23 protein-coding genes, 2 tRNA genes and 1 pseudogene (2 of these 26 cut by a window edge) are annotated in these 25977 nt (G+C 62.8%); 17 read left to right on the top strand and 9 right to left on the bottom strand.

The genetic code is table 11. The features are described 5' to 3' along the window. The 5 genes from dusB to B384_RS0112950 all read left to right on the top strand — a co-directional run. On the top strand, positions 1–1035 hold the 3' portion of the coding sequence (dusB, locus tag B384_RS0112970) for a tRNA dihydrouridine synthase DusB (RefSeq protein WP_019483530.1). It extends 147 nt beyond the left edge of the window; 1035 of the gene's 1182 nt are visible here — the last part of the coding sequence; its start codon lies off the left edge, out of view; it ends in the stop codon at positions 1033–1035. Further along, positions 1019–2320: a deoxyguanosinetriphosphate triphosphohydrolase gene (locus tag B384_RS0112965; protein WP_019483529.1), complete on the top strand. Its 1302-nt coding sequence runs from the start codon at positions 1019–1021 to the stop codon at positions 2318–2320. The genes dusB and B384_RS0112965 overlap by 17 nt, the downstream gene beginning before the upstream one ends. 75 nt (positions 2321–2395) lie before the next feature. Continuing rightward, on the top strand, positions 2396–4342 hold the full coding sequence (gene dnaG / locus B384_RS0112960) for a DNA primase (RefSeq protein WP_019483528.1): 1947 nt from the start codon (positions 2396–2398) through the stop codon (positions 4340–4342). A gap of 79 nt (positions 4343–4421) precedes the next feature. Next, positions 4422–4497 (top strand) — tRNA-Asn (locus B384_RS0112955). Between the two features lie 87 nt (positions 4498–4584). Next, the gene (locus B384_RS0112950; RefSeq protein WP_019483527.1) at positions 4585–6054 is read left to right on the top strand and encodes an SDR family oxidoreductase; all 1470 of its coding nucleotides are present in this window, start codon (positions 4585–4587) and stop codon (positions 6052–6054) included. 35 nt (positions 6055–6089) lie between these two features. Here B384_RS0112950 and B384_RS0112945 read toward each other — a convergent pair whose 3' ends face one another. Beyond that, positions 6090–7259 (bottom strand): multidrug effflux MFS transporter, encoded by a 1170-nt coding sequence (locus tag B384_RS0112945; RefSeq protein WP_019483526.1) that lies wholly within the window; start codon positions 7257–7259, stop codon positions 6090–6092. A gap of 348 nt (positions 7260–7607) precedes the next feature. Between B384_RS0112945 and B384_RS0112940 the strand changes: the two genes are divergently transcribed. From B384_RS0112940 to B384_RS0112920, 5 genes are all read left to right on the top strand, one after another. Continuing rightward, a complete protein-coding gene (locus B384_RS0112940) occupies positions 7608–8414 on the top strand; it encodes a phage holin family protein (RefSeq protein ID WP_019483525.1) in 807 nt (268 codons plus the stop codon). Positions 8415–8488: 74 nt separating this feature from the next. Next, complete coding sequence (locus tag B384_RS0112935; protein ID WP_019483524.1) at positions 8489–9133, top strand: CDP-alcohol phosphatidyltransferase family protein; 645 nt, start codon at positions 8489–8491, stop codon at positions 9131–9133. 45 nt (positions 9134–9178) lie between these two features. Then, complete coding sequence (locus B384_RS0112930; RefSeq protein ID WP_019483523.1) at positions 9179–10072, top strand: DMT family transporter; 894 nt, start codon at positions 9179–9181, stop codon at positions 10070–10072. A gap of 58 nt (positions 10073–10130) precedes the next feature. Beyond that, on the top strand, positions 10131–11327 hold the full coding sequence (locus tag B384_RS0112925; protein ID WP_019483522.1) for a glycosyltransferase: 1197 nt from the start codon (positions 10131–10133) through the stop codon (positions 11325–11327). 108 nt (positions 11328–11435) lie between these two features. Continuing rightward, positions 11436–11509, top strand: a tRNA-Ile gene (locus B384_RS0112920). 518 nt (positions 11510–12027) lie between these two features. On the opposite strand, the gene B384_RS0112915 is transcribed toward B384_RS0112920, so the two are convergent. The 6 genes from B384_RS0112915 to B384_RS0112890 form a co-directional block, all read right to left on the bottom strand. Beyond that, positions 12028–12933, bottom strand: coding sequence for an endonuclease/exonuclease/phosphatase family protein (locus B384_RS0112915; protein ID WP_019483521.1), 906 nt, complete (start codon positions 12931–12933; stop codon positions 12028–12030). 33 nt (positions 12934–12966) lie between these two features. Further along, positions 12967–13926 carry a hypothetical protein gene (locus B384_RS0112910; protein ID WP_019483520.1) on the bottom strand — a complete coding sequence of 320 codons (960 nt, stop codon included), beginning with the start codon at positions 13924–13926 and terminating at the stop codon, positions 12967–12969. Continuing rightward, entirely contained in the window at positions 13923–14531 is a 609-nt protein-coding gene (locus tag B384_RS18870) for a glucosamine-6-phosphate deaminase (protein ID WP_019483519.1), read from the bottom strand. Before B384_RS18870 ends, B384_RS0112910 begins: the two co-directional genes overlap by 4 nt. 223 nt (positions 14532–14754) lie before the next feature. Then, on the bottom strand, positions 14755–15594 hold the full coding sequence (locus B384_RS0112900) for a carbohydrate ABC transporter permease (RefSeq protein ID WP_019483518.1): 840 nt from the start codon (positions 15592–15594) through the stop codon (positions 14755–14757). Between the two features lie 30 nt (positions 15595–15624). Next, on the bottom strand, positions 15625–16509 hold the full coding sequence (locus B384_RS0112895; protein WP_019483517.1) for a carbohydrate ABC transporter permease: 885 nt from the start codon (positions 16507–16509) through the stop codon (positions 15625–15627). A 138-nt stretch (positions 16510–16647) separates the two neighbouring features. After that, positions 16648–17967, bottom strand: coding sequence for an ABC transporter substrate-binding protein (locus B384_RS0112890; RefSeq protein ID WP_019483516.1), 1320 nt, complete (start codon positions 17965–17967; stop codon positions 16648–16650). Positions 17968–18112: 145 nt separating this feature from the next. Here B384_RS0112890 and B384_RS0112885 point away from each other — a divergent pair, with 145 nt between their 5' ends. After that, entirely contained in the window at positions 18113–18844 is a 732-nt protein-coding gene (locus B384_RS0112885; RefSeq protein WP_019483515.1) for a GntR family transcriptional regulator, read from the top strand. A gap of 151 nt (positions 18845–18995) precedes the next feature. On the opposite strand, the gene B384_RS20655 is transcribed toward B384_RS0112885, so the two are convergent. Then, positions 18996–19445 carry a helicase associated domain-containing protein gene (locus B384_RS20655; protein WP_156809095.1) on the bottom strand — a complete coding sequence of 150 codons (450 nt, stop codon included), beginning with the start codon at positions 19443–19445 and terminating at the stop codon, positions 18996–18998. Positions 19446–20067: 622 nt separating this feature from the next. Here B384_RS20655 and B384_RS0112875 point away from each other — a divergent pair. After that, on the top strand, positions 20068–21258 hold the full coding sequence (locus B384_RS0112875; RefSeq protein WP_019483513.1) for an acyl-CoA dehydrogenase family protein: 1191 nt from the start codon (positions 20068–20070) through the stop codon (positions 21256–21258). A gap of 117 nt (positions 21259–21375) precedes the next feature. Here the strand turns inward: B384_RS0112875 and B384_RS0112870 are convergent, their stop codons facing one another. Continuing rightward, on the bottom strand, positions 21376–21972 hold the full coding sequence (locus tag B384_RS0112870) for a murein hydrolase activator EnvC family protein (protein ID WP_019483512.1): 597 nt from the start codon (positions 21970–21972) through the stop codon (positions 21376–21378). Between the two features lie 392 nt (positions 21973–22364). On the opposite strand from B384_RS0112870, the gene rpsB reads away from it, so the two are divergent. The 5 genes and pseudogenes from rpsB to B384_RS0112845 all read left to right on the top strand — a co-directional run. Continuing rightward, positions 22365–23276, top strand: a complete 912-nt coding sequence (rpsB, locus tag B384_RS0112865) for a 30S ribosomal protein S2 (RefSeq protein WP_019483511.1) — start codon at positions 22365–22367, stop codon at positions 23274–23276. A gap of 107 nt (positions 23277–23383) precedes the next feature. Beyond that, positions 23384–24220, top strand: a complete 837-nt coding sequence (gene tsf, locus B384_RS0112860; RefSeq protein WP_019483510.1) for a translation elongation factor Ts — start codon at positions 23384–23386, stop codon at positions 24218–24220. 166 nt (positions 24221–24386) lie between these two features. Next, entirely contained in the window at positions 24387–25127 is a 741-nt protein-coding gene (gene pyrH / locus B384_RS0112855) for a UMP kinase (protein WP_019483509.1), read from the top strand. Between the two features lie 108 nt (positions 25128–25235). Continuing rightward, positions 25236–25793, top strand: coding sequence for a ribosome recycling factor (gene frr, locus B384_RS0112850; protein ID WP_019483508.1), 558 nt, complete (start codon positions 25236–25238; stop codon positions 25791–25793). A gap of 89 nt (positions 25794–25882) precedes the next feature. After that, positions 25883–25977: pseudogene (locus B384_RS0112845) on the top strand (phosphatidate cytidylyltransferase); it runs 877 nt beyond the window's last position.

Genomic DNA, 25977 nt, shown 5'->3' with positions numbered 1-25977 from the left:
GGCGGCGGCCTGTATGTCTCCGAGATGGTGACGTCCCGTGCCCTGGTGGAGCGCAACCCCGAGTCCCTGCGGATCATTTCGCACGACGACGACGAAGCGGTCCGCTCGGTCCAGCTCTACGGCGTCGACCCGGTCACGGTGGGCGCCGCCATCAGGATCCTCGTCGAGGAGGATCGCGCCGATCACATCGACCTCAACTTCGGCTGCCCGGTACCCAAGGTCACCCGGAAGGGTGGCGGCGCCGCACTGCCGTGGAAGCTTGACCTGTTTACCGGCATCGTGCAGACCGCGGTCCGTGAAGCGTCGAAGGGTGAGATCCCTCTCACCATCAAGATGCGCAAGGGGATCGACGAGGATCATCTGACCTTCCGCGAAGCAGGCAAAATTGCCCGCGACAGCGGAGTCGCCGCGGTTGCCCTGCACGGGCGCACCGCGTCCCAGTTCTACTCCGGCAAAGCCGATTGGGATGCCATCGCCGAGCTCCGCGAAGCCCTGCCGGACATTCCGGTGCTGGGCAACGGCGACATCTGGTCGGCCGAGGACGCCATCCGCATGGTCCGCCAGACCGGCGTCGACGGCGTCGTCATCGGGCGCGGTTGCCAGGGCAGGCCCTGGCTGTTCGGCGACCTGATGAACGCCTTCGAGGGAGACAGCACCCGGCATCAGCCCGGCCTCGGCCAGGTGGCCGACACCGTCTACCGCCACGCCGAGCTCCTGGTCGACACCTTCGGCAACGAGATGATGGCGCTGCGGGACATCCGCAAGCACATGGCCTGGTACTTCAAGGGCTACGTGGTCGGCGGAGAACTGCGCGCCAAACTGGCCGCCGTCCCCACCCTTGAGGTGCTGCGTGGGCTGCTGGCCGAGCTCGACGCCGAGTCACCGTACCCGGGCGCCGACGCCGAGGGTCCGCGCGGGCGTGCCGGCAGCCCCAAGAAGACCTCCCTACCCCAGGACTGGCTGAATTCCCGCGCCCTCAACGATGCACAGCAGGCGGACATTTCCGCCGCGGAAGTGGATGTTTCAGGTGGCTGAACCGAGTTTCCCGCATGCGCCAGTCACGGCCGGGTACACCGACGCCGACATGCAGCGGTGGGTGGACGAGCCCGCCAAGAGCACCCACCGGTCCCATTTCGAGCGTGACCGTGCCCGGGTCCTGCACTCCTCGGCGTTGCGGCGCCTTGGCGCCAAAACCCAGGTGGTCGCCCCGGACACCGACGACTTCGTGCGCACCCGCCTCACCCACAGCCTCGAAGTGGCGCAGGTGGGCCGCGAGCTGGGCCGGGCGCTCGGCTGCGACCCGGATATCGTCGACGCCGCCTGCCTGGCCCACGACCTCGGCCACCCGCCGTTCGGCCACAACGGCGAATCGACGCTGAACGACCTCGCCCACTCGGTCGGCGGATTCGAAGGTAACGCCCAGACCCTGCGGCTGCTGACCCGGCTGGAACCGAAGGTCATCCGGGCGGACGGCACCCCAGCTGGCCTTAACCTCACCCGCGCCAGCCTCGACGCGGCGTCGAAGTATCCGTGGACCGCTGCCAATGCGCCGGTACTCCAGGGGCAGCGCACCTCAAAGTTCGGCGCATACGAGGACGACCTGCCGGTCTTCACCTGGCTTCGCGACGGTGCGCCCGCCGGCCAGTCCTGCCTGGAAGCGCAAGTCATGGACCTTGCCGACGATATTTCCTATTCGGTGCACGACGTCGAAGACGCGATCGTTGCCGGACATTTCCAGCTCAAACAGCTGGACAGCTCGGACACGCGCGCCCGGGTGGTCGGCTACACCCAGCAGTGGTACCTCCCGCACAGCGACCCGGCTGCCATCGACGCCGCCCTGACCCGGCTTGAAGCCACCGATGTGTGGGTCCGTGACGCGGACGGCAGCAGACGCTCGATGGCGGCGCTGAAAAACATGACCAGCCAGCTCATCGGCCGGTTCTGCCTCAGCGCGCTGGCCGCCACGCGGGCCATCTACGGCCACGCCCCCCTCACCCGGTACCACGCGAAAATGGTGGTACCCGAGGAGACCGAACTCGAAATCGCGGTCATGAAGGGCCTCGCCACCACCTTCGTCATGACCTCTGAACGGCGCCAACCCGTCTACGAACGGCAGCGCGAGGTGCTCAGTTCCCTGGTGGCGCAGATGGCTGCGGCGGGGGACAGGTTCCTCGAACCCACCTTTGCCGCCGACTGGCAGGACGCGCCCGACGACGACGCGCGGCTTCGGGTGGTGATCGACCAGGTGGCCTCACTCACCGATGCGTCGGCGCTGTCCCTCCACCGACGGGTCGTCGGACCGGTACCGTCCCTCTGGTAGACGCGAGGGCTGACTCCTCCTGCACAGCTGAGCCCCGCGGAACCTCACAGCACCGGTGACGCATAGACTGTTTTCATGGCCGGACTCATCAAACGCGAAGACATCGATGAGGTACGCCAACGCACTGACATCAAGGAGATCGTCGACGGCTACGTCACGCTCAAGTCTGCCGGTGTTGGATCCTACAAAGGCCTCTGCCCGTTCCACGACGAGCGGTCGCCGTCGTTCCACGTCCGCCCCCAGATGGGCTCCTACCACTGCTTCGGCTGTGGCGAGGGCGGGGATGTCATCTCCTTCGTCCAGAAGATGGACCACACCTCGTTCTCCGAGACCGTCGAAAAGCTAGCCTCGCGGATTGGTTTCGAACTTCGCTATGAGGACGGTGGAACCGGGCCCCGCCGCGAGGACATTGGCAGGCGCCAGCGCATGCTCGACGCCCACAAGATCGCCGCCGAGTTCTACCGCGAACAACTCCTCACCCAGGGCGCGGCCGCAGGACGGCGGTTCCTGCAGGAACGCGGGTTCGACCGGGCCGCCGCCGAACAATTCGGGGTGGGCTACGCGCCGCAGGGCTGGGACGGCCTCCTGACCCATCTCACCGGCAAAGGCTTCACCCAGGACGAGCTCAAGCTCACCGGCATGTTCAGCGTCTCCGCCAACAACGCCCAACGGATCTATGACCGGTTCCGCGGCCGGCTGATCTGGCCCATCCGCGACATCACCGGAGACACCGTCGGGTTCGGCGCCCGGAAACTGTACGAGGAGGACCAGGGGCCCAAATACCTCAACACCCCCGAGACCTCGCTCTACCGCAAATCCCAGGTGCTCTACGGCATCGACCTCGCCAAACGGGAGATCGCCAAATCGCGTCAGCTCGTGGTCGTCGAGGGGTACACCGATGTGATGGCGTGCCACCTCGCCGGGGTCGGCACCGCAGTCGCCACCTGCGGCACCGCCTTCGGCGCCGATCACATCAAGATTGCCCGCCGGCTTCTCTCCGACGATGGATCCGGTGGCGAGGTGATCTTCACCTTCGACGGTGACGCGGCCGGCCAGAAGGCGGCCCTCCGCGCCTTTGAGGAGGATCAGCGGTTCGTCGCGCAGACCTATGTGGCGGTGGAGGCCAGCGGCGCCGATCCATGCGAGCTCCGCCAGACCAAGGGCGACGACGCCGTCCGCGGCCTGATCTCCTCCCGCAGGCCACTCTTCGAATTCGCCATCAAGGCCTCCTTCGGCAACTACGATCTGTCCACCGGCGAAGGCCAAGTCAACGCGCTGCGGCACGCGGCGCCGATCGTCGCCAGGATCCGGGATGTGTCGCTGCGGTCCATTTACACCCGGGAGCTGTCCCGCTGGCTGGGAATGCAGTTCGTGGGAGAGGACCAGGTGGCCCGGGCGGTGGCGACCGCAGCCAGGAAGGGTACCGGGGTAGCGGGCGGTACCGGCAGCGGATCCGGGAGCGCATCGCGGGAGCACGCTGCGTCGTCGTCGGCTCAGGGTGCAGCCGATGGGTCGGCTGGCGCAGAGTCAGGTGGCGACGTCGAGCAGTTCCCCCGGCCGGATCCGAAGGACCCGATTGGCAGGATGGAACGCGAGGTCCTCGAGGTGGTCCTGCAGTACCCGAACCTTCTCGAGCCGACGCACTGGGAGCGGTTCGCCGAGTCGGGGTTCTCAGTGCCCGTCTACGCGGCACTGAAGGACGCTGTGCAGGCCGCGGGTGCCGCTGGGGTGGAGCCGGCGCAGTGGGTGGAACGGGTCCGGCAGGAGGTCCCTGAGGTGCTGCGCGGCCTGGTCACGGAGCTGGCCGTCACGCCGCTGCCGTCGAAGGCCGAGGATGCCCTCGCCCTCTACAGCAGGGATATCGTGAACCGGCTCTACGAGCTGCGCATCACCCGGCTCAAGGCCGAGATGCAGGGAAAGCTGCAGCGGGTCGACGCCGCCGCCGACCCCGAACAGTACGTCCAGCTGCAGCGGGACCTGCTGGAACTGGAAATGCGCCGTCGCCAGCTTCGCTCCGACTGAGGTTCCACCGGGATCCGCTGGGTGAAACAAGCCAATTTCACTTACCCGCACTTGGTATGTAAAGTTGTATCTGCTGCTTTCCTCCGTAGCTCAATTGGCAGAGCATTCGACTGTTAATCGAAGGGTTACTGGTTCAAGTCCAGTCGGAGGAGCCACCAAACCCCTTCCCACCAGCTTCGTGCTGGCGGGAAGGGGTTTTCTTTTTGTCACGCACAACGTCGCACGAAGCGTATTCTGAAGCAATGGAACAAGACAGCAAACTGATCTTAGTCACCGGCGCTACCGGCTACATCGGCGGCCGTCTGGTGTCCCGTCTCGTCGCCGAAGGACACACGGTCCGTGTGCTGGTCCGGTCACCACAGAAACTCAAGGACGTCCCCTGGAGTTCCTCGGTGGAGGTAGTGGAGGGCGACCTCGAAGATGAGGGGTCACTCAGGGAAGCCTGCGCTGGAGTCGACACCCTGTACTACCTGGTGCACTCGATGGGAATGGGCAAGGGCTTCGAGACCAAGGAGTCGAAGATCGCCTCGATGGTCTCGAGCGCGGCGACCGCGGCCGGCGTCGTGCGGATGGTCTATCTGGGTGGACTGCACCCGGCGGATGTCGAACTATCCACCCACATGCGCTCCCGTGAGGAGGTGGGCCGTATCCTCCTCGAATCCGGAACGCCAACCATCGCGTACCAGGCAGGTGTGGTGATCGGATCCGGCTCGGCGTCGTTCGAAATGATCAGGCACCTCTCCGATGTCCTGCCGGTGATGCCCGCCCCTAAGTGGGTGCTGAACCGGATTGAGCCCATCGCCGTTCGCGACGTCCTTCATTACCTGATCGGTGCGCTGACGCTGCCCCCTGATCTGAACCGGACCTTCGACATCGGGTCCCGGAACGTCCTCTCCTACGCCGAGATGATGAACCAGTATGCAGTCGAGGCAGGTCTGCGGCGGCGCAAGATTCTGGCGCTGCCGGTGCTGACACCCCGGTTGGCTGGCCACTGGGTTAATTTGGTCACTCCCATTCCGCGCGTGATGGCGATGCCACTCATCGAGTCGCTCCAGCATGATGCGATCACCGCGGAACACGACATCGACAACTACATTCCGGTGCCCGACGGCGGCTTGACTGACTACCGCACGGCCGTCGATCTGGCGCTGGGCAAGGAACGGGGCGGAGAGGTGGAGACCAGCTGGGCGGGAGCCTCCCGGGTCGACAGTGCGGCCGATCCGCTGCCCACCGACCCGGAATGGGCTGGGCACACCGTCTTCACCGATGTGCAGGTCTACAAGTCCAAAGCCTCCCCGGAGCGGCTCTGGAAGGTCATCGAGGGAATCGGCGGGGACAACGGCTGGTATTCGCTTCCCGTCGCGTGGGCCGCGCGAGGGTGGATGGACAAGCTGGTGGGCGGCGTGGGACTCCGCCGGGGCCGCCGCCACACCGACCAGCTGCTCACCGGCGACGCACTGGACTTCTGGCGGGTCGAGGAAATCGTCCGCGGCGAGCGCCTGCGCTTGCGCGCCGAAATGAAACTACCCGGCCGCGCCTGGCTGGAATTGTCTGTGCGCCCCGACGGCACCGGCAGCGAGTACACCCAGCGTGCGGTGTTCTTCCCGAAGGGGCTCCCCGGTCGGTTGTACTGGTTGGGCGTGCTGCCCTTCCACGGGACCATCTTCAAGTCGATGGCCCGCAACATTTCCAGCAAAGCTGAGCGCAGCTAAACCCGACCGGAACTCTTATCCCGTCCCACCCCTGTCTAGCCCAGGGGCGGGACGGTCCGCGGCCTGACGACAGTCCACAGGAACACCACTCCGGCGCCGATGCAGACAGCCATCACGCCGCCCATGCTGGTAGCGGAAACCCCGAGAAGTCCGACGACCGGTGAAATCGCCCCGGCCAGACCGAAGGTGACAGCGCCCAGCAGCGACGCCGCAGTGCCAGCCTGGGCGCCGTGGTTGGCCAACGCCAGCACCTGGACACAGGGGAACGTGAACCCGGCCGACATGATGTAGAACCAGAGCGGCACCATGATCCCCCACAATCCGAGCCCCAGCTGTGCGAACAGGATGATGAGCAGGGACATCAGCAGCATCGACGCGGTGGAATAGACCATCACCCACTGGGGGCCGATCCGGCGGATCACCCGTGCACTGATCTGCACCCCCGCCACAATGCCCAGCGAATTCACCGCAAACAGCAGCCCATACTGCTGCTCGCTGAAGTTGTAGGTGCCCTGGAAGAGGAAGGGAGACGCTGAAAGGTAGGAAAACAGGCCGGAGAAGTTCATCCCGCCCACCAGCAGAACGCCGATGAAAATCCGGTCGGTAAGAACCGCCCGGTAGCGTTGCAGGGCGGTTGCACCTGAGCTGCCGCGCCGATCCGCGGGGAGGGTTTCAACCAGGAACACCGACACCGCAAGGATGACCAGCAGCCCGTAGCCGGCCAGGAACCAGAAGATGCCCGGCCACGGCATGACGAGCAGCAGTTGCGATCCGATAACCGGCGCGAAAATGGGAGCGAGCCCATTGACCAATGCCATGTAGGAGAGCATCCTGACCAACGGATACCCGCTGAACAGGTCCCTGAGCATCGCCATTGCCACCACGCCACCGCCAGCAGCACCCACGCCCTGCAGGACACGAAACACCATCAACGTGGTGATGTCGGTAGCCATGGCCGCTCCAAGCGAGGCCAGGATGTGGACGCTGGTGGCGAGAATCAGGGGAAGCCGGCGTCCCACCTTGTCGCTGAGCGGGCCGACGATCAACTGGCCGACGGCGAATCCAACGATGGTGCCGGTGAGCGTCAACTGGACCGCAGCTTCGGTGACGCCGAGGTCGCTCTGCAACGACGGGAACGCCGGAAGATAAAGGTCGATGGTGAAGGGGCCCAGCGCGGTCAGGGACCCGAGGATCACTACGTACATCAGCTTTTGTCGTCGGGAAAGTGAAGCGCCGGGGTGGATTACTGTGCTCACTGGTGCCTATCCGACCAAGGGTTTACCCTTGCGTCACGGGTGGCCCGTGGGCCTCGAATAGATGTTTGTGCGAGGGCGCGCTGATTCTCGTCTGAAAAGGGGGAGGGACAACGCACCACGCTGTCGTCAGTTCCATCTTAGGTTGCCTTGGCAAACGGAAGGCACTAAGTCTGCTTGCTATTGAAGTAGGCTTACACAGATTCGGCTTTAGCCACTCAATGGTAATTTTAGGAAAAGGTTTACGCAGCTTGCAGGTACGCTCACGCGACCTGTTAGACGAGGGATGGAGGCAGAGCTATGGATAGTTCCGCTAGCACACGTGGCACAGGGACTTCGAGCAAGCCGTCAGTCTTCGGACTGATCAAGCTATTGGGAAGGCTCACACCGCGCCAGTTCGGTGACGAAGTCACCATGGCGCTGGAGCAGATGAAGCAGAAAGGCATCAAGGCGGGGATCGCAGCAGCGTTCCTCGTGGTGGCGGTCGTCTTCCTGGCCTTCCTCGCCGTCGCGCTCATCGCCGCAGCGATCCTCGGACTGGCCACCATCATGGATGGCTGGCTGGCGGCGTTGCTGGTTGCCGGTGTATTCCTCATCATCATCGCTATCACCGCGCTGATCGGTGTGTCCCGGTTCAAGAAGGCGCTGCCCCTGCTGCCGGAGGAAGCCATCCGCGGCATCCGCTACGACATCGGTGTCCTTCGCGAGGGTCGCAGCTTCGATCCGGCAACCCTTGATGTCAAGAAGCCCAAGGAAGAAAAGCCCAAGGACGAGGCCGACGACGCCAAGCCCAAGGAGCCGACGCCGTCGTACGGCGAATTGCGCCGCCGCTCAGGTACCCGACGCGACCACCTTGCCGACCTCCGCGACGATCTGGGCCGCGAACTCGACTTCAAATCACGCTGGAACCAGGCCAAAACATCGGCGAAGACCGGCGCCAACCGGCTCGCCGAGCAAGCCAGGTCCGTGGTGCCCCCGCGCACGCCGGCCGCACCCCGCGAGCACCCACACAAGGTCACCCTGGCCGATCGGTGGAAGCCCCTCTCCGTGGTCGCAGGCTCGGTGACCGCCATTATCGTCATGGTGCGGAAACTGGTTTCCCGCTAGCAGACCCTCGCCCGATCCGGGGCACAGGTCCGGGCGGGCCCGCTCTCCCTGCATAATGGTGGGGGGAGGGAATAGTGATCAGACTCATTGGGGCCGGTGCCAGACCAGGACGCGAAAACGACGTTCTGGCGACCTTCTGGACGCTGCCCAATATCATCACGGTCATTCGGTTCCTCGGGGTTCCGTTGTTCGTGTTCCTCATTGTGCAAAACGAGGACGCCCTGGCCGTCATCACCCTCGTGGTCCTTGGCTCCACCGACTGGATCGACGGGTATATCGCTCGCCGGTTCAACCAGGTGTCGGTCGTCGGCAAATGGCTGGATCCGATCGCGGACCGGACGGCTCTGATCGTCATTGCGGTGGTCTTTGTGGTGGATGGTATTGCCCCCGCATGGCTGGTGTGGGCCATCGTCATTCCGGACGCCATCCTCATCGTCAACGCGCTCATCCTCTTCCGCGGTCCGCTGCACCTACCGGTCACCAATATTGGGAAGATCCGCACCGCCCTGTTGCTGATCGGCTCGCCGATGCTCCTGCTGCACCGCGTGCCGGGCTTTGATCAGCCGTGGCTGTTCGTCACCGCGCACGTCCTGCTGCTGTTGGGCTGCATCGGCCACCTTCTTGCGTTCTACGGGTACTTCACTGCTGCGCACCGGTTGTACCGCTCGGACGGCAGGCCCAACGGATCGGCCCAGCCCGGGGCCGTTGATGCTCCCTAGCCGTCCCCTTTCCCATCACCGCCCCCGGTGCCCGAAGGGCGGCGCATGGTCTGGTTAGCCATTCTCCTGGCTCTCATCGGTGCCTGCTTCCTCGCCGTTGGCGCGCAACGCCAAGGCAGCGCCGTCAGGTCCAATACCGGCGGCCTGTCCCTGAACTCCAAGGGGTTCGTACGGCTCCTCCGCAACCCGCGCTGGGTACTTGGCCTGATCCTCCTGGGTATCGGGATGGCACTGAACGTGGTCGCCCTCAGCCTGGCAAGCCTCACAGTGGTGCAACCGATCGGTGCCATCGCGCTGGTGATCACCACGGTCGTCAATTCGAAGGATCAGGGCATCCGGATCAACCGGGCCACCGTCGTCGCCATTGCTGCCTGCGTGAGCGGAAGCGCGCTGTTCGTCCTGCTCGCCGTCAACGTGACCCGCAAAGACCATGAGGTGTTGCCGGAGCAGGAACTAGTCACGGTGCTCCTGTTGGCAGTCGCGGTTTCGGTGTTCGGTTCCCTCGCGGTCATGTTCCGTCGCCGGCTGGGCGCCTTCGCCTACATTCTGGGGGCGGGGGTGTTGTTTGGTTTCGTCGCGGTACTCACCAAAATTATCGCTACCCACCTTTTGGACTCCAATGGGCGGTTCCTGCTGAATGTGCCGCCCTACACCCTGGTGGCGATTGCTGTCGCTGCCGGCCTTGGTTCGTGGTTCGTGCAGAGCGCCTATGCCACGGGTCCGCCGGACCTCGTGATCGCCGGCTTGACAGTGATTGACCCGATCGTTGGTATCGCCATCGGCATTGTCATCCTGGGCGAGCTGGAACCCGACGTGGAATCGGTCATCGCAATTGCCATGGGAATGGCCGCGTTGGTTGCTATTGTGGGGGTCATCGCGTTGTCCCGGCATCACCCAGATGTGGTGCAACGCCAGAAGGAAGTACGACGACGGCGTTAGCTGAGGCCCATTCTGTCCAGCCGCCGGATCCGCCAGTTACCCACAGAGGAAACCCACAGTGAGCCACCCGGCCGAGAAATTGCCATTGACCATTCTGATCGCAGCAGAAACCTACCCGCCCAACATCAATGGGGCAGCGCAGTTCGGCTACCGGCTGGCAAAGGGAATGCACTCCCGCGGGCATGAGGTTCACGTCCTGGCTCCCAGCACCAAGAATGGCAAGAGCTTCACCGAAGCCGACGGCGAATGGCCCGTGCACCGGCTGAAATCCCATGCGGTTCCCACCCATGACTACTGGCGAATCTGCCTTCCCTGGGAGATCAAACGCGACATCAGCATGCTTTTTGATCGGGTGCAGCCTGACGTCGTGCACATTCAGTGCCACTACATGGTGGGGGAGTACACCCTCTATGAGGCCGTGAGGCGCGGAATCCGGGTGGTTGCCACCAACCACTTCATGCCCGAAAATCTCAACCCGTTCCTGCCCTTCCCGGAGTGGTTCAAGAAAATTGTTGCCAAGAACTCCTGGCGGGACATGGGCAAGGTCATGGGCAAGGCAGCTGTGGTCACCACGCCGACCCCGTTGGCCGCCAAGGCCATGCACGAGCATGCGTTCCTTCGGAAGGTGGTCCCCCTCTCCAATGGCATCGACTCAGCCGCCTACGAATTGCAGCCCGGGGAGACGCTGGAACCCCGGGACCACCCGACGGTGCTCTTTGTCGGTCGACTCGCCGAAGAGAAACACGTTGATGTCCTGATTGACGCCGTCGCCAAGACTCCTCCAGGGCTCAACGTCCACCTTGAGATTGTGGGTGGCGGCGAGGTGAAAGCCGCACTCCAGGCACAGGTCGCCCGGCTAGGTCTTGGTGGACGGGTCAGCTTCCGCGGACTGATCACCGATGAGGAGCTGCGGCAGGCTTATCTCCGTGCGGCACTGTTCTGCCAGCCTGGAACGGCCGAGCTGCAATCGCTGGTGACGCTGGAGGCGATGTCCGCTTCCACCCCCGTGCTGCTCGCCAACGCCATGGCTCTTCCCCACCTCGTGGACCACGGGGTCAACGGCTACTTGTTCACGCCGCACGACAGCACCGAGCTTGCCGATCGGATCACCCAAATCCTCAGCCTGCCACCCGCTGACCAGGACCGGATGGGCAAGGCTAGCCGTTCGATGGTCGATGTTCACTCGCTCACGGCCACACTTGCGACGTTTGAGGGCCTGTACTACGGCGAGTTGCTGGAATCCGAGGCGGTCTGACAGGCCACCGGCCGGGTGCCGCCAGGGGCGAGTTCGGCAAATGCTGCGGGGTCGTTAGAATACTTCGGTGTCGTTAGACTGACATAGTCGCTTCGGCGATCACTTCGCGGGGCTGTAGCTCAGCTGGTTAGAGCAGCGGACTCATAATCCGTTTGTCCTGGGTTCAAGCCCCAGCAGCCCTACTAAAGAGAGCCCTTGGCCTGCGGAAACGCGGATCAGGGGCTCTTTGCATTGGGAGTCTGAGGTAGGCATCCACCGGAAACCCACCGAATTCAATCCAGGCGCTGACCAAACGCTGCGAGCGGAACGGTGTTGTCAGGCCGGTACATGGGTCTTCTGCACGTAGTGTTTCCGGGTGAACCAGGGGTTGGCCTCCAGACGGCCCAGCTGCCGCCTTAGGAGCATTTCCACCGCGAAGGGTGGGCCAGACCCGCGCTTGTGTCCACGAGTCCGGGTCTGCCTGCTCCAATGGCGGTCGGTTCGTGGCCCAGCGCACGAGCGGCCCCCGCAAGTGCTGATAGCGCCGCGAGGACCGCGTCGACAAGGCGCCGGAGGACTCTTCGAACGTTGGGACAGCGTGTTCGGAGGTTTTTTCGACCCCGTCAACGAAGACCGAGCCCTTGACTGTGGCCCCGCCGACGTCGACTGCCAGGACTACTTCCGGCCCTCTGTACTGTCCCGATTTCATCTCTTGTTGCAGCTACTTCACCAAGCCGTTGGGCGACTTCGTCACCGAAAGTTCGGCGATGATAGGCAGGTGATCCGATGCTGTGGTCTTGATGACCTCCGCGGACGTCGCAGTGGCCCCGCGTGCGGTCAGGATGTAGTCGATGCGCAGGGTGGGGTTCTCCACTGACCCGCTTCCGGGAAGCCCTTCTAGATCCGGAGCGAAGGTGTAGTCCTCGTTCTGCCCGAGTGCGGCAAAGCTGTCAGTGAATACTGAGAATAGGGGCTGCAGCTCCGGTGCGTCCGGCGTCGCGTTGAGGTCCCCGACGATGACCGCCGGCCGATCATTGCTGCCGGTGATATCGATTATTTCCTTAACTTGCAGCGCCCGCTGCTCTTCCCGCTGGAAGTCCAGGTGGGTGTTGTAGAAGGAAAGGTGGGCCCCACGGATGTTCACCACGGCTTCGAGCAATCCGCGTTGTTCGGTGGGTCGTTCTTCGTACTCGATGTTCGTCAGGAGGTGGTTCGTGGAGGAGATGATGGGGTATTCGCTGAGGATGGCTGTGCCGTACTGGCGGTTGTCCACATCGCCGGGCAGCGGTGGTTCGTCGAGGTTAGCTCCGTAGACGACGTGCATGTCGAGCCGTTCCGCAAGCCATGAAGCCTCGTCCAAGAATTCGCTGCGCGCTCCCCAATGGTTGTCCACTTCCTGCAGACCAATGATTTCCGCACCCGAAACTTCGATCACGGATGCTGCGCGTTCGAGGTCGAAATTATTGTCACCGTCAGCCCCGTAGTGGATGTTGAAAGACATCACGGTCACGTCGGTGGTTTTGTCGCCGGCCTTTGCGGGTGAGGCAAGGGCGGGTGCGGCACCGAGCATGGTGCCGCCGACTATGAGTGCGGCTGCCGAGCCGGCTGCCATCAATTGTTTGAACATAGTGCTGTTCTCCTTTAGTGGTGGTGGTGCAGGTTATCCGTCGGTAGTCGGGGTGTACGGAAAGAGGGTTCGTCCGGCCAGAACTTCCGTGAGGGGAACAGGGCTCCCAATCTCCCCAACGAAACGGCCGTCCACGCTGTTTTGGAAGCCGAAGACAACCCACTCTCCGTCGCGCTTCCTGTAGAGCTGCACCGCGTAGAGTCCCGGCAGAAAGAAGCTGGAGCTTCCCGTCAGGTCCCACGGTCCGAGCAGGCTCTCCCCACACGCAATCCACGTGCCGGTGCTTGAAGTTTCAAACGGAATGCCCGGCGCCTTGTCGGGGAGGCAGGAGAAAATCAGAACGGTCTCGCCGTCAACCTGTCGTGACTGAATTACTTCCATCTCGCCGAAACCGGCCGGGGAAGACAGTGGCGGGCGCGTATCCCAGTGCGTGAGGTTTGGGCTCACTGCGTGCCCGACGACGCCGCGCTGGTCGGGATTACCGGTTCGGTTGCGGGCTGTGATCACCATTTGCCACAATTGCGTGTCCTCGTCAAAGAAGACGAAAGGGTCCCGCCACGCTTCATCAGGCCAGGTGCCCTCACCCAGCTTTTCGTACCAGCGCTGGTCGGCTTCGAGGGCAGGCATTTCGGACCGCGTCCAGGTTACGAGGTCATCGGATACGGCGGACCCGATCCTCTGCTGTAGCCCATTCTCGGCGCGGCTGACGCCTGTGTAGAACAGATGCCAGGTGCCGTCCGTGCCACGGACGGTGCAGCCGGTCCACGTGGCGAGGTCATCCCATGCGGGTGCGCCGGCGGCGGTGAGTGCGTCCGGAAGGAGAGTCCATTCCTCCAGGTCAGCGGAGACTGCGTGCCCGATAGACGCTCCGTGGTGGCGTCTGTCAGGATCGATCAGCGCCCTGCTCGCACGGAGGAAGAACAGGTGATAGTTCTCCCCGTCGTCAGCGAGCCAGCTGTCCCATACCCAGTGATCCGGCAGCCGGAATGTCACGGTGCCTTCCCGATGAGGAGCGGCTTTGCCGAGGCGCCGGACCGGTAGTAGTCCGTGAACGCCATCCGTGATGCGGCAACTTCATCCAGCACCACCGGTGCGTCGGGATGGAATTGAAGGAGGGACGCCGGTCGCATGCTGCTGACCGGGCCGTCTACCGCGGCTGCGAGTGTCTCGGCTTTCGATTTTCCCTGTGCTACGGAAACTATCTGCCGCGCGTCCATGATGGTGCCCAGCCCTTGGGTGATGCAGCGCGAGGGTACGCTCTCGCCCTCACGAAAGAACCACGCGTTGTCCTTGCGTGTCTGTTCAGACAGAGCCTTATTTTGTGTGCGGGAGGCCAGGGAAGACATCGGTTCGTTGAAGCCGATGTGCCCATTCGTGCCAATTCCCGGAATCTGGAGATCCACACCTCCGGCGGAGGTAAGAGCGTTCTCATAGTCCAGGCAGGCCTGCTGGAGATCCGCGGCGCTCCCGTCGGAGGTGTATACGTTCTCGGGGTTCAATCCCAAAGGCCCGGTCACCTCTTCAACGACGACGCCGGCATAGCTCGCCGGGTGCCCGTCAGGTAGGCCCACGTATTCGTCCAGAGCGAAGCAGCGCACCCTCTCGAGCGTGACCTTGGCCTGCGTGCGCCTTCGGGAGAGTGCCCGGTAGGTACCAGCGGCGATGAACTGGTTGCTATCCCGAGGACCGTGTCAGGCTTGTCCGTCATCCGACGGGCTACGAGATCAGCGGCATGGGATCCGATCGCCGACGGATCAGCCAAAACCAGGACGTCCAAGGCCAGTCCTTTCTGATGGTGTGTGCCTGCCGGGTGGGTAGGGCTCAGCCCTTGACGGCCGAGCTGGCCACGCCTTCGATGAACCAGCGCTGGAACAGCAGGAAGACGATTATCACGGGAATCACCAGGAGCACTCCAAAGGCCATGACCTGGCCCCAGGCAGGCGGAAGCTGGCCGGCGAACACGCTGATCTGGAGCGGCAGCGGCCGCAGGCTCGGATCCGAGATCATCAGCACCGGCCACAGGAACATGCCCCACTGCGCCAGAAAAGTCAGGATGGCAACGGATGCGTATGCCGGCTTGCTCATCGGCGCAATGATTCGAAAGAAGATGCGCAAGGGTCCGGCACCGTCCATCCGTGCGGCCTCGTCGATGCTCTTGGGTATCCCGGAGAAGAACGAGTAGAACAGGAAGATGGAGAGCGCGTTGCCGACGAAGGGTGCGATCTGGATCCACAGGGTGTTCCGTGCGTCGTTGTAGAGGTAGAACATGGGCACCGCAACGGCTTCGAAGGGAACCACCAGCAGGAGCAGAATGCCGAGCAGGGTTAGGTCCCTGCCGCGCCAGGACAGGCGGGATAGCGCGTACGCTGCCATTGAGTTCACCAGCAGGCCCAGTCCGACGACGGAGACTGTCACCGTGAATGAGACCAGGAAGAACTGGTACAGATGCCCTGTGCTGTCGGAGGACAGGCTGCTGGCCACGCCAGCGTAGTTGTGCAGTCCCCACTGGGAGACATCGAAGACTTCAAAGCCGGACAGGGTGTCCTCGGCCGGTGCCAGAGACGCCGCCACCATGTAGGCAACTGGGGCGAGGAATAGTGCCCCGGTGATGAGCAGGGTGAGATACCGGGGAAGAAGTGCTTGCCGCTGTCGTCGGCTCATTTTTTGAGATGTGCGAACCGTTGTCATGGCTTAGTCCTCCCGCTCGCGGGTAGCGCGTCGCTGAATAAGGGACAGGATGACCACGATCACGAAGAACACGACGGAGATCGCGCTTGCGCGCCCGATGTTATTTTCGTCGAAGGCGGCGGTGACGGCCTCGTACATGACCGTCCGGGCGGCGTCTTCGTTGAGACCGCCGCCGCCTTTGGCCAGGACATAGATCTGGTCGAAGACCCGCAGGGAAAGGATGGTCGTATAGAGGGCTACGAAAACCAGTGTGGTGCGGATTCCGGGGAGAGTCACGTGCAGGAACTTCTGCCAGGGGTTGGCGCGGTCCAGTTCGGCAGCCTCGTACAGGTCGCCCGGCACCTGCTGCAGTCCCGCCAGGAGGATGACCATCTGGAATCCGGCGCCCTGCCAGATCGAGAGCACGATCACGGAGGCCAGGGCGGTGAATTCGGATCCGAGCCAGTCCTGGTTGCCGAAGTTTCCGACCGAGAAGAAGTTCAGTGCCTGGTTGAGTAGACCCTGGTCGCCGCGGGAGAGGATCAGGCGCCAGATGATGGCAACGAGTGCAATTGGAAACACGACTGGCAGGAAGTAGAGGGACCGGAAGAGGCCGATACCCGGAATGTGCTTGCTTACCAGCATGGCCAGCGCGAGTGCCAGTCCGGTTTGAACCGGAACCACCACAGCAGCAAAGAGGAAGTTGTGCAGCAGTGCGCTGAAGAACTCGCGGGAAACCGTGGGTTCGGTGAAAATCTGCACGTACTGGTCGATAGCGACAAAGTTCGGTGGGCGGGGGTCTCCCAGCCGCACGCTGTGCAGGGAGAAGAAGATCGCCGACAGAAAAGGAATGGCAAGAAAGAGGATCAGCAGCAGAACCGCCGGGGCGGCCATCAGGGGGCCTGCCACACGGCTCCCGGTTCTTCTCGTCTTCTGGCGTCGCTCAACAGCAGTACCTGCCGGAGTTACAAGGCCGGTTGATTGGGCCATAACGCTCTCCTCGCTATGAGGGTGGGGCTGCCATGGCAGCCCCACCCTGATGGCCTTTTAGTCCTCTTGGTAGCCGTTGTTGCTCGAGAAGTCGGAATCGATGGCACTGGCTGCCGAGTCGAGTTCCTCTTGGACGTCGCCGCCGCCCCAGATGGCGAGGAGGGCACTTCCGAAGGAGCTGGTGACCGTCGGGTAGCCGGGGGTTACCGGACGGGCAACCGCGATGCATTCCTCGGTGACGTTCTCGGAACCGCAGGCGCTGGCCAGGGCTGTGGCGAAGAGTTCCAGCTCGCCGCCTTCGCCGTAGAGTTCGCTCTGTTCAAGGGCCGTGGTGCTGCCGGGGATAGCGGCGTTGGCTTCAGTCATTGTGAGAATGCTTTCGTCAGTCATCAGGAAGTCGATGAACTGGCCGGCCTCCGCAGGGTCTGCCGTCGGGGTTACGCCCCACTGCCAGGAGCCGTGGCCGGATTTGGTTCCCAGACCGAACTCGGGCAGCGGCATTAGCACCAGATCCTCACCGAGTGCCTCGCTCAGGGCCGGGTAGGCCCAGTTTCCGGTCACGCTCAGGGCTACGCGCTCAGACTGAAGTGCGCTGCCGTCCGTGTTCGGGTCGGTGTACGGCTTCCAGGAAGCCCACTCTTCCAAGGCATCGACATTGGCGGGGCTGTTGATCACGCCGTCAGCTTTTCCGTCTTTGATGAGCGTTCCGCCGGCCGACCAGATGTGCGGGGTGCTGGTGAAGGTTCCCCACTCAGCGGCGAAACCGTTTGCTTCACCCAGATCCAGTGCCGCGCCGGAGGGGTTCGCCTCCGAGAGTGTCTCGAGAATCCCACTGAATTCCTCCGCAGTCCAGGCTTCTTCAGCGGTGGTCGGGATTTCGACGTCGGCTTCCTCCAGAAGGGTCCGGTTGCCCCACATGCCCAGTCCGACGTCGAACATGCCCACGGCATAGGTCTCGTCGTTGTAGGTGCCGCTCTCCGCCACGCCGGAGATCCTGTTGTCCAGCGTTTCCTGGGAGACTACGCCGTCAAGGGGAACAAGTTTGCGGTCGTAGACAAACGCCGCCATTGTCGGGGCGTCCATTTCTATGATGTCCGGCAGTTCATCTGCTGACGTGGCCTGGATTGTCTGCGTGTAGTCAGCCTCGGGAATGAGGGTTAGTTCGACGGTCAGCTCTTCATTGGAAGAGTTGAACTCATCGACGAGGGTTTGCAGGGCCTCTGCTTCGGAAGCCTGGCCGGAGTGTGCCCACACCTCAAGGGTTCCGTCGCCCGCTTCAGGTTCGCCGCCTCCGGAGCAGCCTGACAGCGCCATGGCAATCGCAATGCCGGTGGCTACGGCCGCCCCACTGCGGTTGCTCCTCTTGTTAGTAATCATCAGTGATACTCCTTTTCCGCCCGAAACATCCGAGCCAGCAGCGGCCCTTCCCCGAGTTTGGACTAGACCAATTTCGAAGTCAATAGATTGGCCTAGACCAATTTCCGCTGGGTATCGGCGGTACTATCGGCGGTATTATTGCTCCATGACCGTTCCGGCCTTCGCCGCGCCGAAGTACTACGCCGCGCCGAAGTACTACCAGGTGAAGGAGGACCTGCGCCGCCTCGCGCTCGTGGCCGGCCCAGGGGCGCCCTTGCCGACAGAGCGCTCCCTTGCCGCCCGGTACGCGACATCGCGGACCACTGTCCGGCAGGCCATTTCCGAGCTCGTGGCCGAGGGCATACTCAACCGCACCCAAGGCAAGGGGACATTTGTGGCGCCGCCGCATCCCGCCTACATCCGCCAGCTCACGTCATTCACCGAAGATGCCGAGGCGCAGCACCTCAAAAGCGCATCCAACATCCTCGGGATCGAGCCTGTGCTCGCCGACGAGCAACTCGCTGCACGGCTGCGTGTCCCTCTCGAAACGAAACTCACGCGCATCGAACGGGTACGTTTCATCAATGGCGAACCGCTGGCCCACGAGGCAGCGTACCTGCCTGGATTGCTTCCCGATCTGCAACAACACCTCACTGAAAAGGGGTCCCTGTATGCCGTTCTCAGCACCCGTTACGGTATCGAAATTACCGAGGCGGAAGACTCCGTCATGACCACGATTGCCGGTCCGCTCGAAGCTCGCCTTCTCGCTATCGAAATGGGCGCTCCCTTGCTGCTGATTCAACGGCGCGGTCTGAACGCCAGCGGCGTTCCAGTCGAATGGACCCGATCAGTATTCCGTGGTGACCGATTTCAATTTTTCGCGCGCACCCGGCACTGACGTAGCACCAGACAGCTGAGAATAGCCATCCAGTCGGCTCCCACTCGCCGGGCTGTGGTAAGTGAGACGATCTATATGGAGTGACATGCCGAGCTGTCTGTCTCGTCATTTTTGCCCGTTGAGGTGGGTTGCTGACCTTACGTTGGTTCAACTACCGCCAGCCAGCAACCCATCCGGGGAGTTGCTCATCCAGGCGTGCCTGCCGAGTCGGATCCAGGGTGCCGGTGCGTGGAGGCCGCGCTGGGTGACCAGCCAGGTTGCCGCGGCGGTGGAGGCCGCGCTGGGTGACCAGCCAGGTTGCCAGGGTGTTCTCGTGCCGGTCGTCGCCTCTCCTGAATCGAGGTGGGTGGCCCTCATTAGCGAACACGTCCGCCACCTCGGTCAGGCGCCGGTCCCACATGCTGGTCTCTGGCGCCGGAGGTGGGAGCCCTACCCAGTCTCCGAATGCAGCTTGCAGCAGTTCCCGCCGATCATTGCTGATGGAACCATTAAGGATCTGCTTGCGCTGGCCCGCGACCCAGACGGTGAGACGCCGTTCGATGGGGTCTTTGGAGACCACCGGAGGCCAGCACCACGGCGCGGCCACAGTCGAGTTCGGCAAGGTTCGACCCGTCGAAAATGTGCTCTTTCCCTTGCTGCCAGGAACGGCTCGCACCGTTCTTGCCTCTGGGAGAGCACGCAAGAAACCATCTTCGGCCACACCGCCGCTATACACCTTGGCGTTGGCCGCTGACGAGATTCTGCGCATGTTGTCCTCATTCCACATCTGCACACCTTGTAACCAGGACTGCAAAGTAACCAGGACTGCAAAACCGCCACGACGATAATCCTGCGATCGTCAATCGTCCAGGGAAGATCTTGGCGCTTCTCAATAGGCTCGCCACACTCATGCGGGTCGGCCGCACGCCCGGTGGCGCTTAGCCCACCGCTTACCCACCGGAAACAACGAGCAAGGGCGAAAGATAATGATCAGTTGGAATCACTCGACTGGCGCTATTGCTGGGAATTGCGGGGGATCGAATGCACCGGAAACCAACGAAAGACCGGAGTTGCTAATCCCTTTGTCCTGGGTTTAAGCCCCAGCAGCCCTACCCCCTTTCAAAGTCCCCGGAACGCTTCTGTTCCGGGGACTTTGTCGTTCCGCGCTCCAGATGATTGGCAAGGAAGTTACTCGTGGGTAACATAGAGCGAAAGAACCGCTGGACGACGCAAAGGACACCCGCATGAGCAAGCCAGTCATCGATGTAAACAACCTTCCCTATGCCGACGGCGACTTCTACTCTTTCGAGGCGCTCCTGAGTCAAAAAGAGCGGGATCGGCTCGAGGAGATCCGCCAGTTCCTGCGGACCGAGGTGAAGCCGCACGCCACCGGGTGGTGGAACGATTCAACCTTCCCGAAAGACCTCATTCCCAAGCTTGCCGAGCTGGACGTGATGAGCCCAGTCCGCCGGCAGGGGTACTCAAACCTGTTCGCCGGGCTAATGCACGCCGAGATCACCCGCGCCGATACCTCAATTGCCACCTTCCTGGGTGTTCACGACGGTCTGTTCACCGGATCAATCGAGGAGCTCGCGTCGCCGGAACAGCAGGAAGCCTGGCTGCCCGATATCTACTCGATGAAAAAGATCGGCGCTTTCGGGCTGACTGAACCCCTGGGCGGATCTGATGTCGCAGGCGGCACCCGCACCACGGCCCGCCGGGAAGGCGATAGCTGGATCATCAACGGCGCCAAACGGTGGATTGGCAACGCCACGTTCTCCGACTGGGTGGTCATCTATGCTCGCGATCTCGCCGATAACCAGGTCAAAGGCTTCCTCGTTGACACCACGCTCAAGGGCTATAGCGCCACCAAGATCGAGAATAAGATCGCGCTGCGCACCGTCGAAAACGCCGACATCACCCTCGACAACGTGGTGGTCCATGATGACTTCCACCTCAAAGGCGCCAACAGTTTCAAAGACACCAACAAGGTACTGAAGGTAACCCGACTCTCGGTTGCGTGGCAGGCGGTAGGCCAGCAGCTCGCGGCATTTGATGTGGCACGGCGATATGCCGTCGAACGTCACCAGTTTGGCCGTCCGCTGGCCTCCTTCCAGCTGGTCCAGCAACAACTCGTCGAAATGCTGGGCAACACGGTCAGCTCAATGGGCATGATGGTCCGGCTGGCCCAGCTCGAGGACGAAGGGCAGGCCAAGGACGAGCAGTCGGCACTGGCCAAGGCTTTCACCACGGCGCGGATGCGCGAAACCGTCGCAATGGGCCGCAGCCTGCTGGGTGGAAACGGCATCGTCACGGATTACGAAATGGCCAAGATCTTCTCCGACGCCGAAGCGGTGTACTCCTACGAGGGCACCCACGAAATCAACACCCTCGTGACCGGGCGGGCCATCACCGGGATCGCCGCGTTCGTTTAAGCGGCTGGAATATCAAGGGCGCCTGAGCCTTCCGGGTGCCTGTCGCATTACGTGCTCCATGACGCCCGTCGCATGACGTGCTGGATGAGGCTTTCGCGTAATGACTGGGGCGGGACGTCAGGGGCCATGCAGCGGCAGCAGGACCGACGGCCTGCGGTCCAGCACATAATTGAGCGGATTGACGTACTCACCCCTCAGTCGCACGCCCCAATGAAGACATCCCGCGGGGCAGTGCGACCCGGCCGTTAGCGAAGCGACCGTCCCCAGCGTCTGGCCCTCCTCGACCACCTCACCCCGGTCGAGGAGGGCGGCGACCGGCTCAAAGCTGCTCAACAGCCCGCCGCCATGGTCGATGGTCATCACCGGGCGATCGACAACCCATCCGGCGAAGACCACCCTGCCCGGTGCCGGACTGAGTACCACCGCCCCGTCAGCTGCGGCCAGATCGACGCCGCGGTGTCCCGGCAGCCAGCGCTGCGCTGGTGGATCGAAGTGCCTCAGCACTACCGGGGTAGGCGTGCGCGGCCAACCCCACGGGGGATCGTAGGTCGCCGACGCCGACGCCGACGCCGACGCCGACGCCGACGCCGTTGCCGTCGTGGCCATGGATCCGGTCGCTATGGACCCGGTGGCTATCGATCCAGTGCTGCCCAGCGCCGTGACCACTAACACTGCGAGAATGATTGCTCGTCGACGGAAGAGTTTCGTGCTCATGCAACAACTGTTCCGCCGTTTCATTCCGCGTGGGTCGCTGTCTGCACCTATGTGGGTAACCGCACTCTTCTGACTGCCAGAGCCCCGGATCCCCGTCCCGGTCGACTCCTGCCATGTAGTAGACTCAACACAGCAGTTTGCTGCGATGCCGCGTGCCCGGAGAACATTTCTGGCACACATCGGCTCGTCGCATCTGACTACGCGTACCTCGACCCCAGCTATCTCACGGATAGCGAAGGGCATGGGTCCAACGGTCCGGATTCGTTTCCGGTGATGGACTCCATGGGTGAAAACCAACCGGTACCAGGAGTGACGTTCAACCCGAACGGAACACTAGCAACCGTCAACAGGCAGAACAGGCGCCCTGCGCCCTGCCGATAGAAAGGAACGACATGCCAGTCGTTACCATGCGCCAGCTGCTCGACAGCGGCGTACATTTTGGCCACCAGACCCGTCGCTGGAACCCGAAGATGAAGCGTTTCATCTTCACCGAGCGCAACGGCATCTACATCATCGACCTGCAGCAGTCACTGTCCTACATTGACCGCGCCTACGAGTTCATCAAGGCCACCGTCGCGCACGGCGGCACTGTCCTCTTCGTCGGTACGAAGAAGCAGGCACAGGAAGCCATCGCCGAGCAGGCTACCCGTGTTGGCCAGCCCTACGTCAACCAGCGCTGGCTCGGTGGCATGCTCACCAACTTCCAGACCGTCTCCAAGCGCATCCAGCGCATGAAGGAGCTCGAGGAAATCAACTTCGACGATGTGGCCGGCTCCGGTCACACCAAGAAGGAACTCCTCCTCCTGCGCCGCGAACTCACCAAGCTGGAAACCAACCTCGGTGGTATCCGCAACCTGACCAAGGCTCCTTCAGTCGTGTGGATCGTTGACACGAAGAAGGAACACCTGGCCATCGACGAAGCCAAGAAGCTCGGCATCCCAGTGGTCGCGATCCTCGATACCAACTGCGACCCCGACGAAGTTGACTTCCCGATCCCCGGCAACGACGACGCCATCCGCGCCGTTCACCTGCTCACCCGCGTGGTAGCAGATGCAGTGGCAGAGGGCCTGATCGCCCGTCACAACCGCTCCGGTGGAAATGACACCGAAGCAGCAGCCGAGCCAATGGCCGAGTGGGAGCGCGAGCTGCTTGGCGATAGCGCCACACCAGCAGCCGACGCCGCGCCAGCAGAGGCAGCAGCCGAGGAAGCTCCAGCAGCAACCGAAGCCGCAGCCGATGCTGCCCCCGCCGCTGAGGAAGCCCCAGCAGCCGAAGAAGCTCCAGTAGCAGACGACAGCAAGTAACTGGATTTGGGGGTGCGGGTGAAAATCCGCGCCCCCTTCTCCATGTGCCCAGGCGTCACCGCCTGCAGGCATAGCTCTTCTTAGACACAACATACCTAGGAGTTCAGATGGCGAACTACACCGCCGCCGATATCAAGGCACTGCGCGAGCGCACTGGCGCTGGCATGATGGACGTAAAGAAAGCCCTCGACGAGGCTGACGGCGATGCCGGCAAGGCCATGGAGCTCATCCGCATTAAGGGCTTGAAGGGTGCAACCAAGCGCGAAGGCCGCTCAACCGCTGAGGGCCTCGTGGCTGCCAAGGTCGACGGCAACGTCGGCGTCATGGTTGAGGTCAACTGCGAGACCGACTTCGTCGCCAAGGCCGGCCCCTTCGTTGAATTCTCCAACAAGGTCCTCGCCGCAGCGATCGAATCCGGCGCAGCCGACGTCGACTCCCTCCTCGCGTACACGGTTGACGGCAAGCCCGTCTCCGAGCACGTCATCGAGGCCGGCGCCCTGCTGGGCGAAAAGGTAGCAATCCGCCGCCTTGCACGCATTGAGGGTGGCATTGTTGACGCCTACCTCCACAAGACCTCAAAGGATCTTCCCGCGCAGGTGGGCGTACTCTTCGCAATTGAGGGCGAAGGCGATGCAGCCAAGGAAGCCGCTCACGACATTGCGGTTCACATTGCTGCCTACTCGCCGACGTACCTGGTGCGCGACGACGTACCAGCGGAACTCGTTGAGACCGAACGCCGCATTGCCGACGAAACGGCACGCGCCGAAGGCAAGCCAGAGGCCGCACTGACCAAGATCGTTGAAGGTCGCCTCACCGGCTTCTTCAAAGAGGGAGTGCTTGTGGACCAGGCATTCGCGAAGGATGCCAAGAAGTCAGTCGCTCAGGTGCTGACTGAAGCCAACGCAAAGCCAAGCGCATTCGCCCGTTTCCGGGTCGGTGCCTAGGTCCGCTAGGACAAAGTAAGACACAGGAGAAGGGGTGGTCGCCACGGTGACCACCCCTTTTTCCTGCCCAAGTGTCCTGTCCCCCTTTCCTGCTAGGGACCATTCCCGTCAGCACTGCAACGTATTCTTTTAGCAACGAAACCCCACAACCGCCCTGGGAGGCACCATGGACAACTCTGATTTGGGCACGCAAGGCCGGGAAACCCGCCGACGCCGGGTGCTCCTCAAGCTCTCCGGCGAAGTTTTCGGTGGCGGAAAGCTCGGCGTCGACCCTGAGACCGTGCGATCGGTAGCCAAACAGATCGCAGCCACGGTCGGCCAGGTCGAGGTCGCGATCGTGGTCGGCGGGGGTAACTTCTTCCGCGGCGCCGAACTCTCGCAGAGCGGCATGGACCGGTCCCGGGCTGACTACATGGGGATGCTGGGTACGGTGATGAATTGCCTCGCCCTGCAGGATTTCCTGGAACAGGCGGGAGTCGAAACCCGGGTGCAAAGTGCGATCACGATGGGACAGGTGGCCGAGGCCTACATCCCGCGCCGCGCTATTCGCCACCTCGAAAAGGGCCGCGTGGTCATTTTCGGCGCCGGTGCTGGACTCCCGTACTTCTCCACGGACACGGTGGCGGCCCAGCGTGCCCTTGAAGTGCATGCAGACCTGGTCCTGATGGCCAAAAGCGGTGTCGACGGTGTCTACACCGCGGACCCGCACAAGGATCCCACCGCGAAGAAGCTTGAGACGTTGTCCTACGACGACGCCCTGCGCCAGGACATCCGCGTCATGGACCAGACCGCCATGACCATGTGCAAGGACAACGACCTGTCGATGGTTGTCTTCGGCATGGAGGGGGAGGGGAACGTCACCCGCGCAATCCTTGGAGAAAAGATTGGAACCACGGTAACCACCTAGGCACGTCATGAGCCTGCCCCGGATGGGTGGCTCAGGTGAACTAGGATTGAAAACTGAACCGGACGACGCGCGGCTGTTGCTCAGCTGACGCACAGCTTAGGAGTTACAGTGATCGACGAGACATTGCTAGAAGCCACCCAGAAAATGGACAAGGCTGTGGAAGCGGCGAAGGAAGACTTCGCCACGATTCGCACCGGACGCGCGAATGCCTCGCTGTTTTCCAAGGTGATGGTCAACTACTACGGTGCCCCAACGCCTCTCCAGCAGCTGGCCTCATTCCAGAACCCTGAGGCACGTACGCTCCTGATTACCCCGTTCGATAGGGCAGCACTGAACGATATCGAGAGGGCCCTGCGCGATTCGGACCTCGGCGCCAACCCCTCCAATGATGGCAACATCATCCGGGTGGTCCTGCCCGAGCTGACCGAGGAACGCCGCAAGGAGTACGTGAAGCTGGTCAAAACCAAGGCTGAAGACGCCAAGATCGCCATCCGGAATATCCGGCGTAAGGCGAAGGACGGCATCGACAAGGCGGTCAAGGATGGCGACGCCGGGGAAGACGAAGGCGCGCGCGGCGAAAAAGAACTCGATCTGCGGACCAAGTCCCACACGGACACCATTGACGAGCTGCTCAAGCGCAAGGAAACCGAGCTGCTTGAGGTCTAATGAGCGACACCCATCACTCAGCTAACACTGGGGGACAGCCAGTCTCACACGGGGACGTAGGTTCCGCGCCAGGTGAGGGCGCCCCCACAATGGGGGAAGCGACGGAGCCCGACCGGGCGAAGTCACCGGAAGCGGCTCAGCTCGTGGCCGGCGTTGATGCTGCCAGAAGTGGCCGGCGCGCCCA

It is taken from the genome of Arthrobacter sp. TB 23 (genome assembly GCF_000294595.1).
GTDB lineage: Bacteria > Actinomycetota > Actinomycetes > Actinomycetales > Micrococcaceae > Arthrobacter_D.
The sequence above is the reverse complement of the archived record's forward strand: the minus strand, read 5'-3'. Positions and strand labels throughout refer to the sequence as shown.

Excerpts from the sequence above, each read along its gene's own strand:
- rpsB (WP_019483511.1), top strand. The coding sequence starts at position 22,365 with ATGCCAGTCGTTACCATGCGCCAGCTGCTCGACAGCGGCGTACATTTT.
- B384_RS0112945 (WP_019483526.1), bottom strand. The coding sequence starts at position 7,259 with ATGTACGTAGTGATCCTCGGGTCCCTGACCGCGCTGGGCCCCTTCACC.
- B384_RS0112915 (WP_019483521.1), bottom strand. The coding sequence starts at position 12,933 with ATGTTCAAACAATTGATGGCAGCCGGCTCGGCAGCCGCACTCATAGTC.
- B384_RS0112870 (WP_019483512.1), bottom strand. The coding sequence starts at position 21,972 with ATGAGCACGAAACTCTTCCGTCGACGAGCAATCATTCTCGCAGTGTTA.
- B384_RS0112900 (WP_019483518.1), bottom strand. The coding sequence starts at position 15,594 with ATGAGCCGACGACAGCGGCAAGCACTTCTTCCCCGGTATCTCACCCTG.
- B384_RS0112950 (WP_019483527.1), top strand. The coding sequence starts at position 4,585 with ATGGAACAAGACAGCAAACTGATCTTAGTCACCGGCGCTACCGGCTAC.
- pyrH (WP_019483509.1), top strand. The coding sequence starts at position 24,387 with ATGGACAACTCTGATTTGGGCACGCAAGGCCGGGAAACCCGCCGACGC.
- B384_RS0112875 (WP_019483513.1), top strand. The coding sequence starts at position 20,068 with ATGAGCAAGCCAGTCATCGATGTAAACAACCTTCCCTATGCCGACGGC.
- B384_RS0112930 (WP_019483523.1), top strand. The coding sequence starts at position 9,179 with ATGGTCTGGTTAGCCATTCTCCTGGCTCTCATCGGTGCCTGCTTCCTC.
- B384_RS0112885 (WP_019483515.1), top strand. The coding sequence starts at position 18,113 with ATGACCGTTCCGGCCTTCGCCGCGCCGAAGTACTACGCCGCGCCGAAG.
- B384_RS0112890 (WP_019483516.1), bottom strand. The coding sequence starts at position 17,967 with ATGATTACTAACAAGAGGAGCAACCGCAGTGGGGCGGCCGTAGCCACC.
- B384_RS0112965 (WP_019483529.1), top strand. The coding sequence starts at position 1,019 with ATGTTTCAGGTGGCTGAACCGAGTTTCCCGCATGCGCCAGTCACGGCC.
- dnaG (WP_019483528.1), top strand. The coding sequence starts at position 2,396 with ATGGCCGGACTCATCAAACGCGAAGACATCGATGAGGTACGCCAACGC.
- B384_RS0112940 (WP_019483525.1), top strand. The coding sequence starts at position 7,608 with ATGGATAGTTCCGCTAGCACACGTGGCACAGGGACTTCGAGCAAGCCG.
- tsf (WP_019483510.1), top strand. The coding sequence starts at position 23,384 with ATGGCGAACTACACCGCCGCCGATATCAAGGCACTGCGCGAGCGCACT.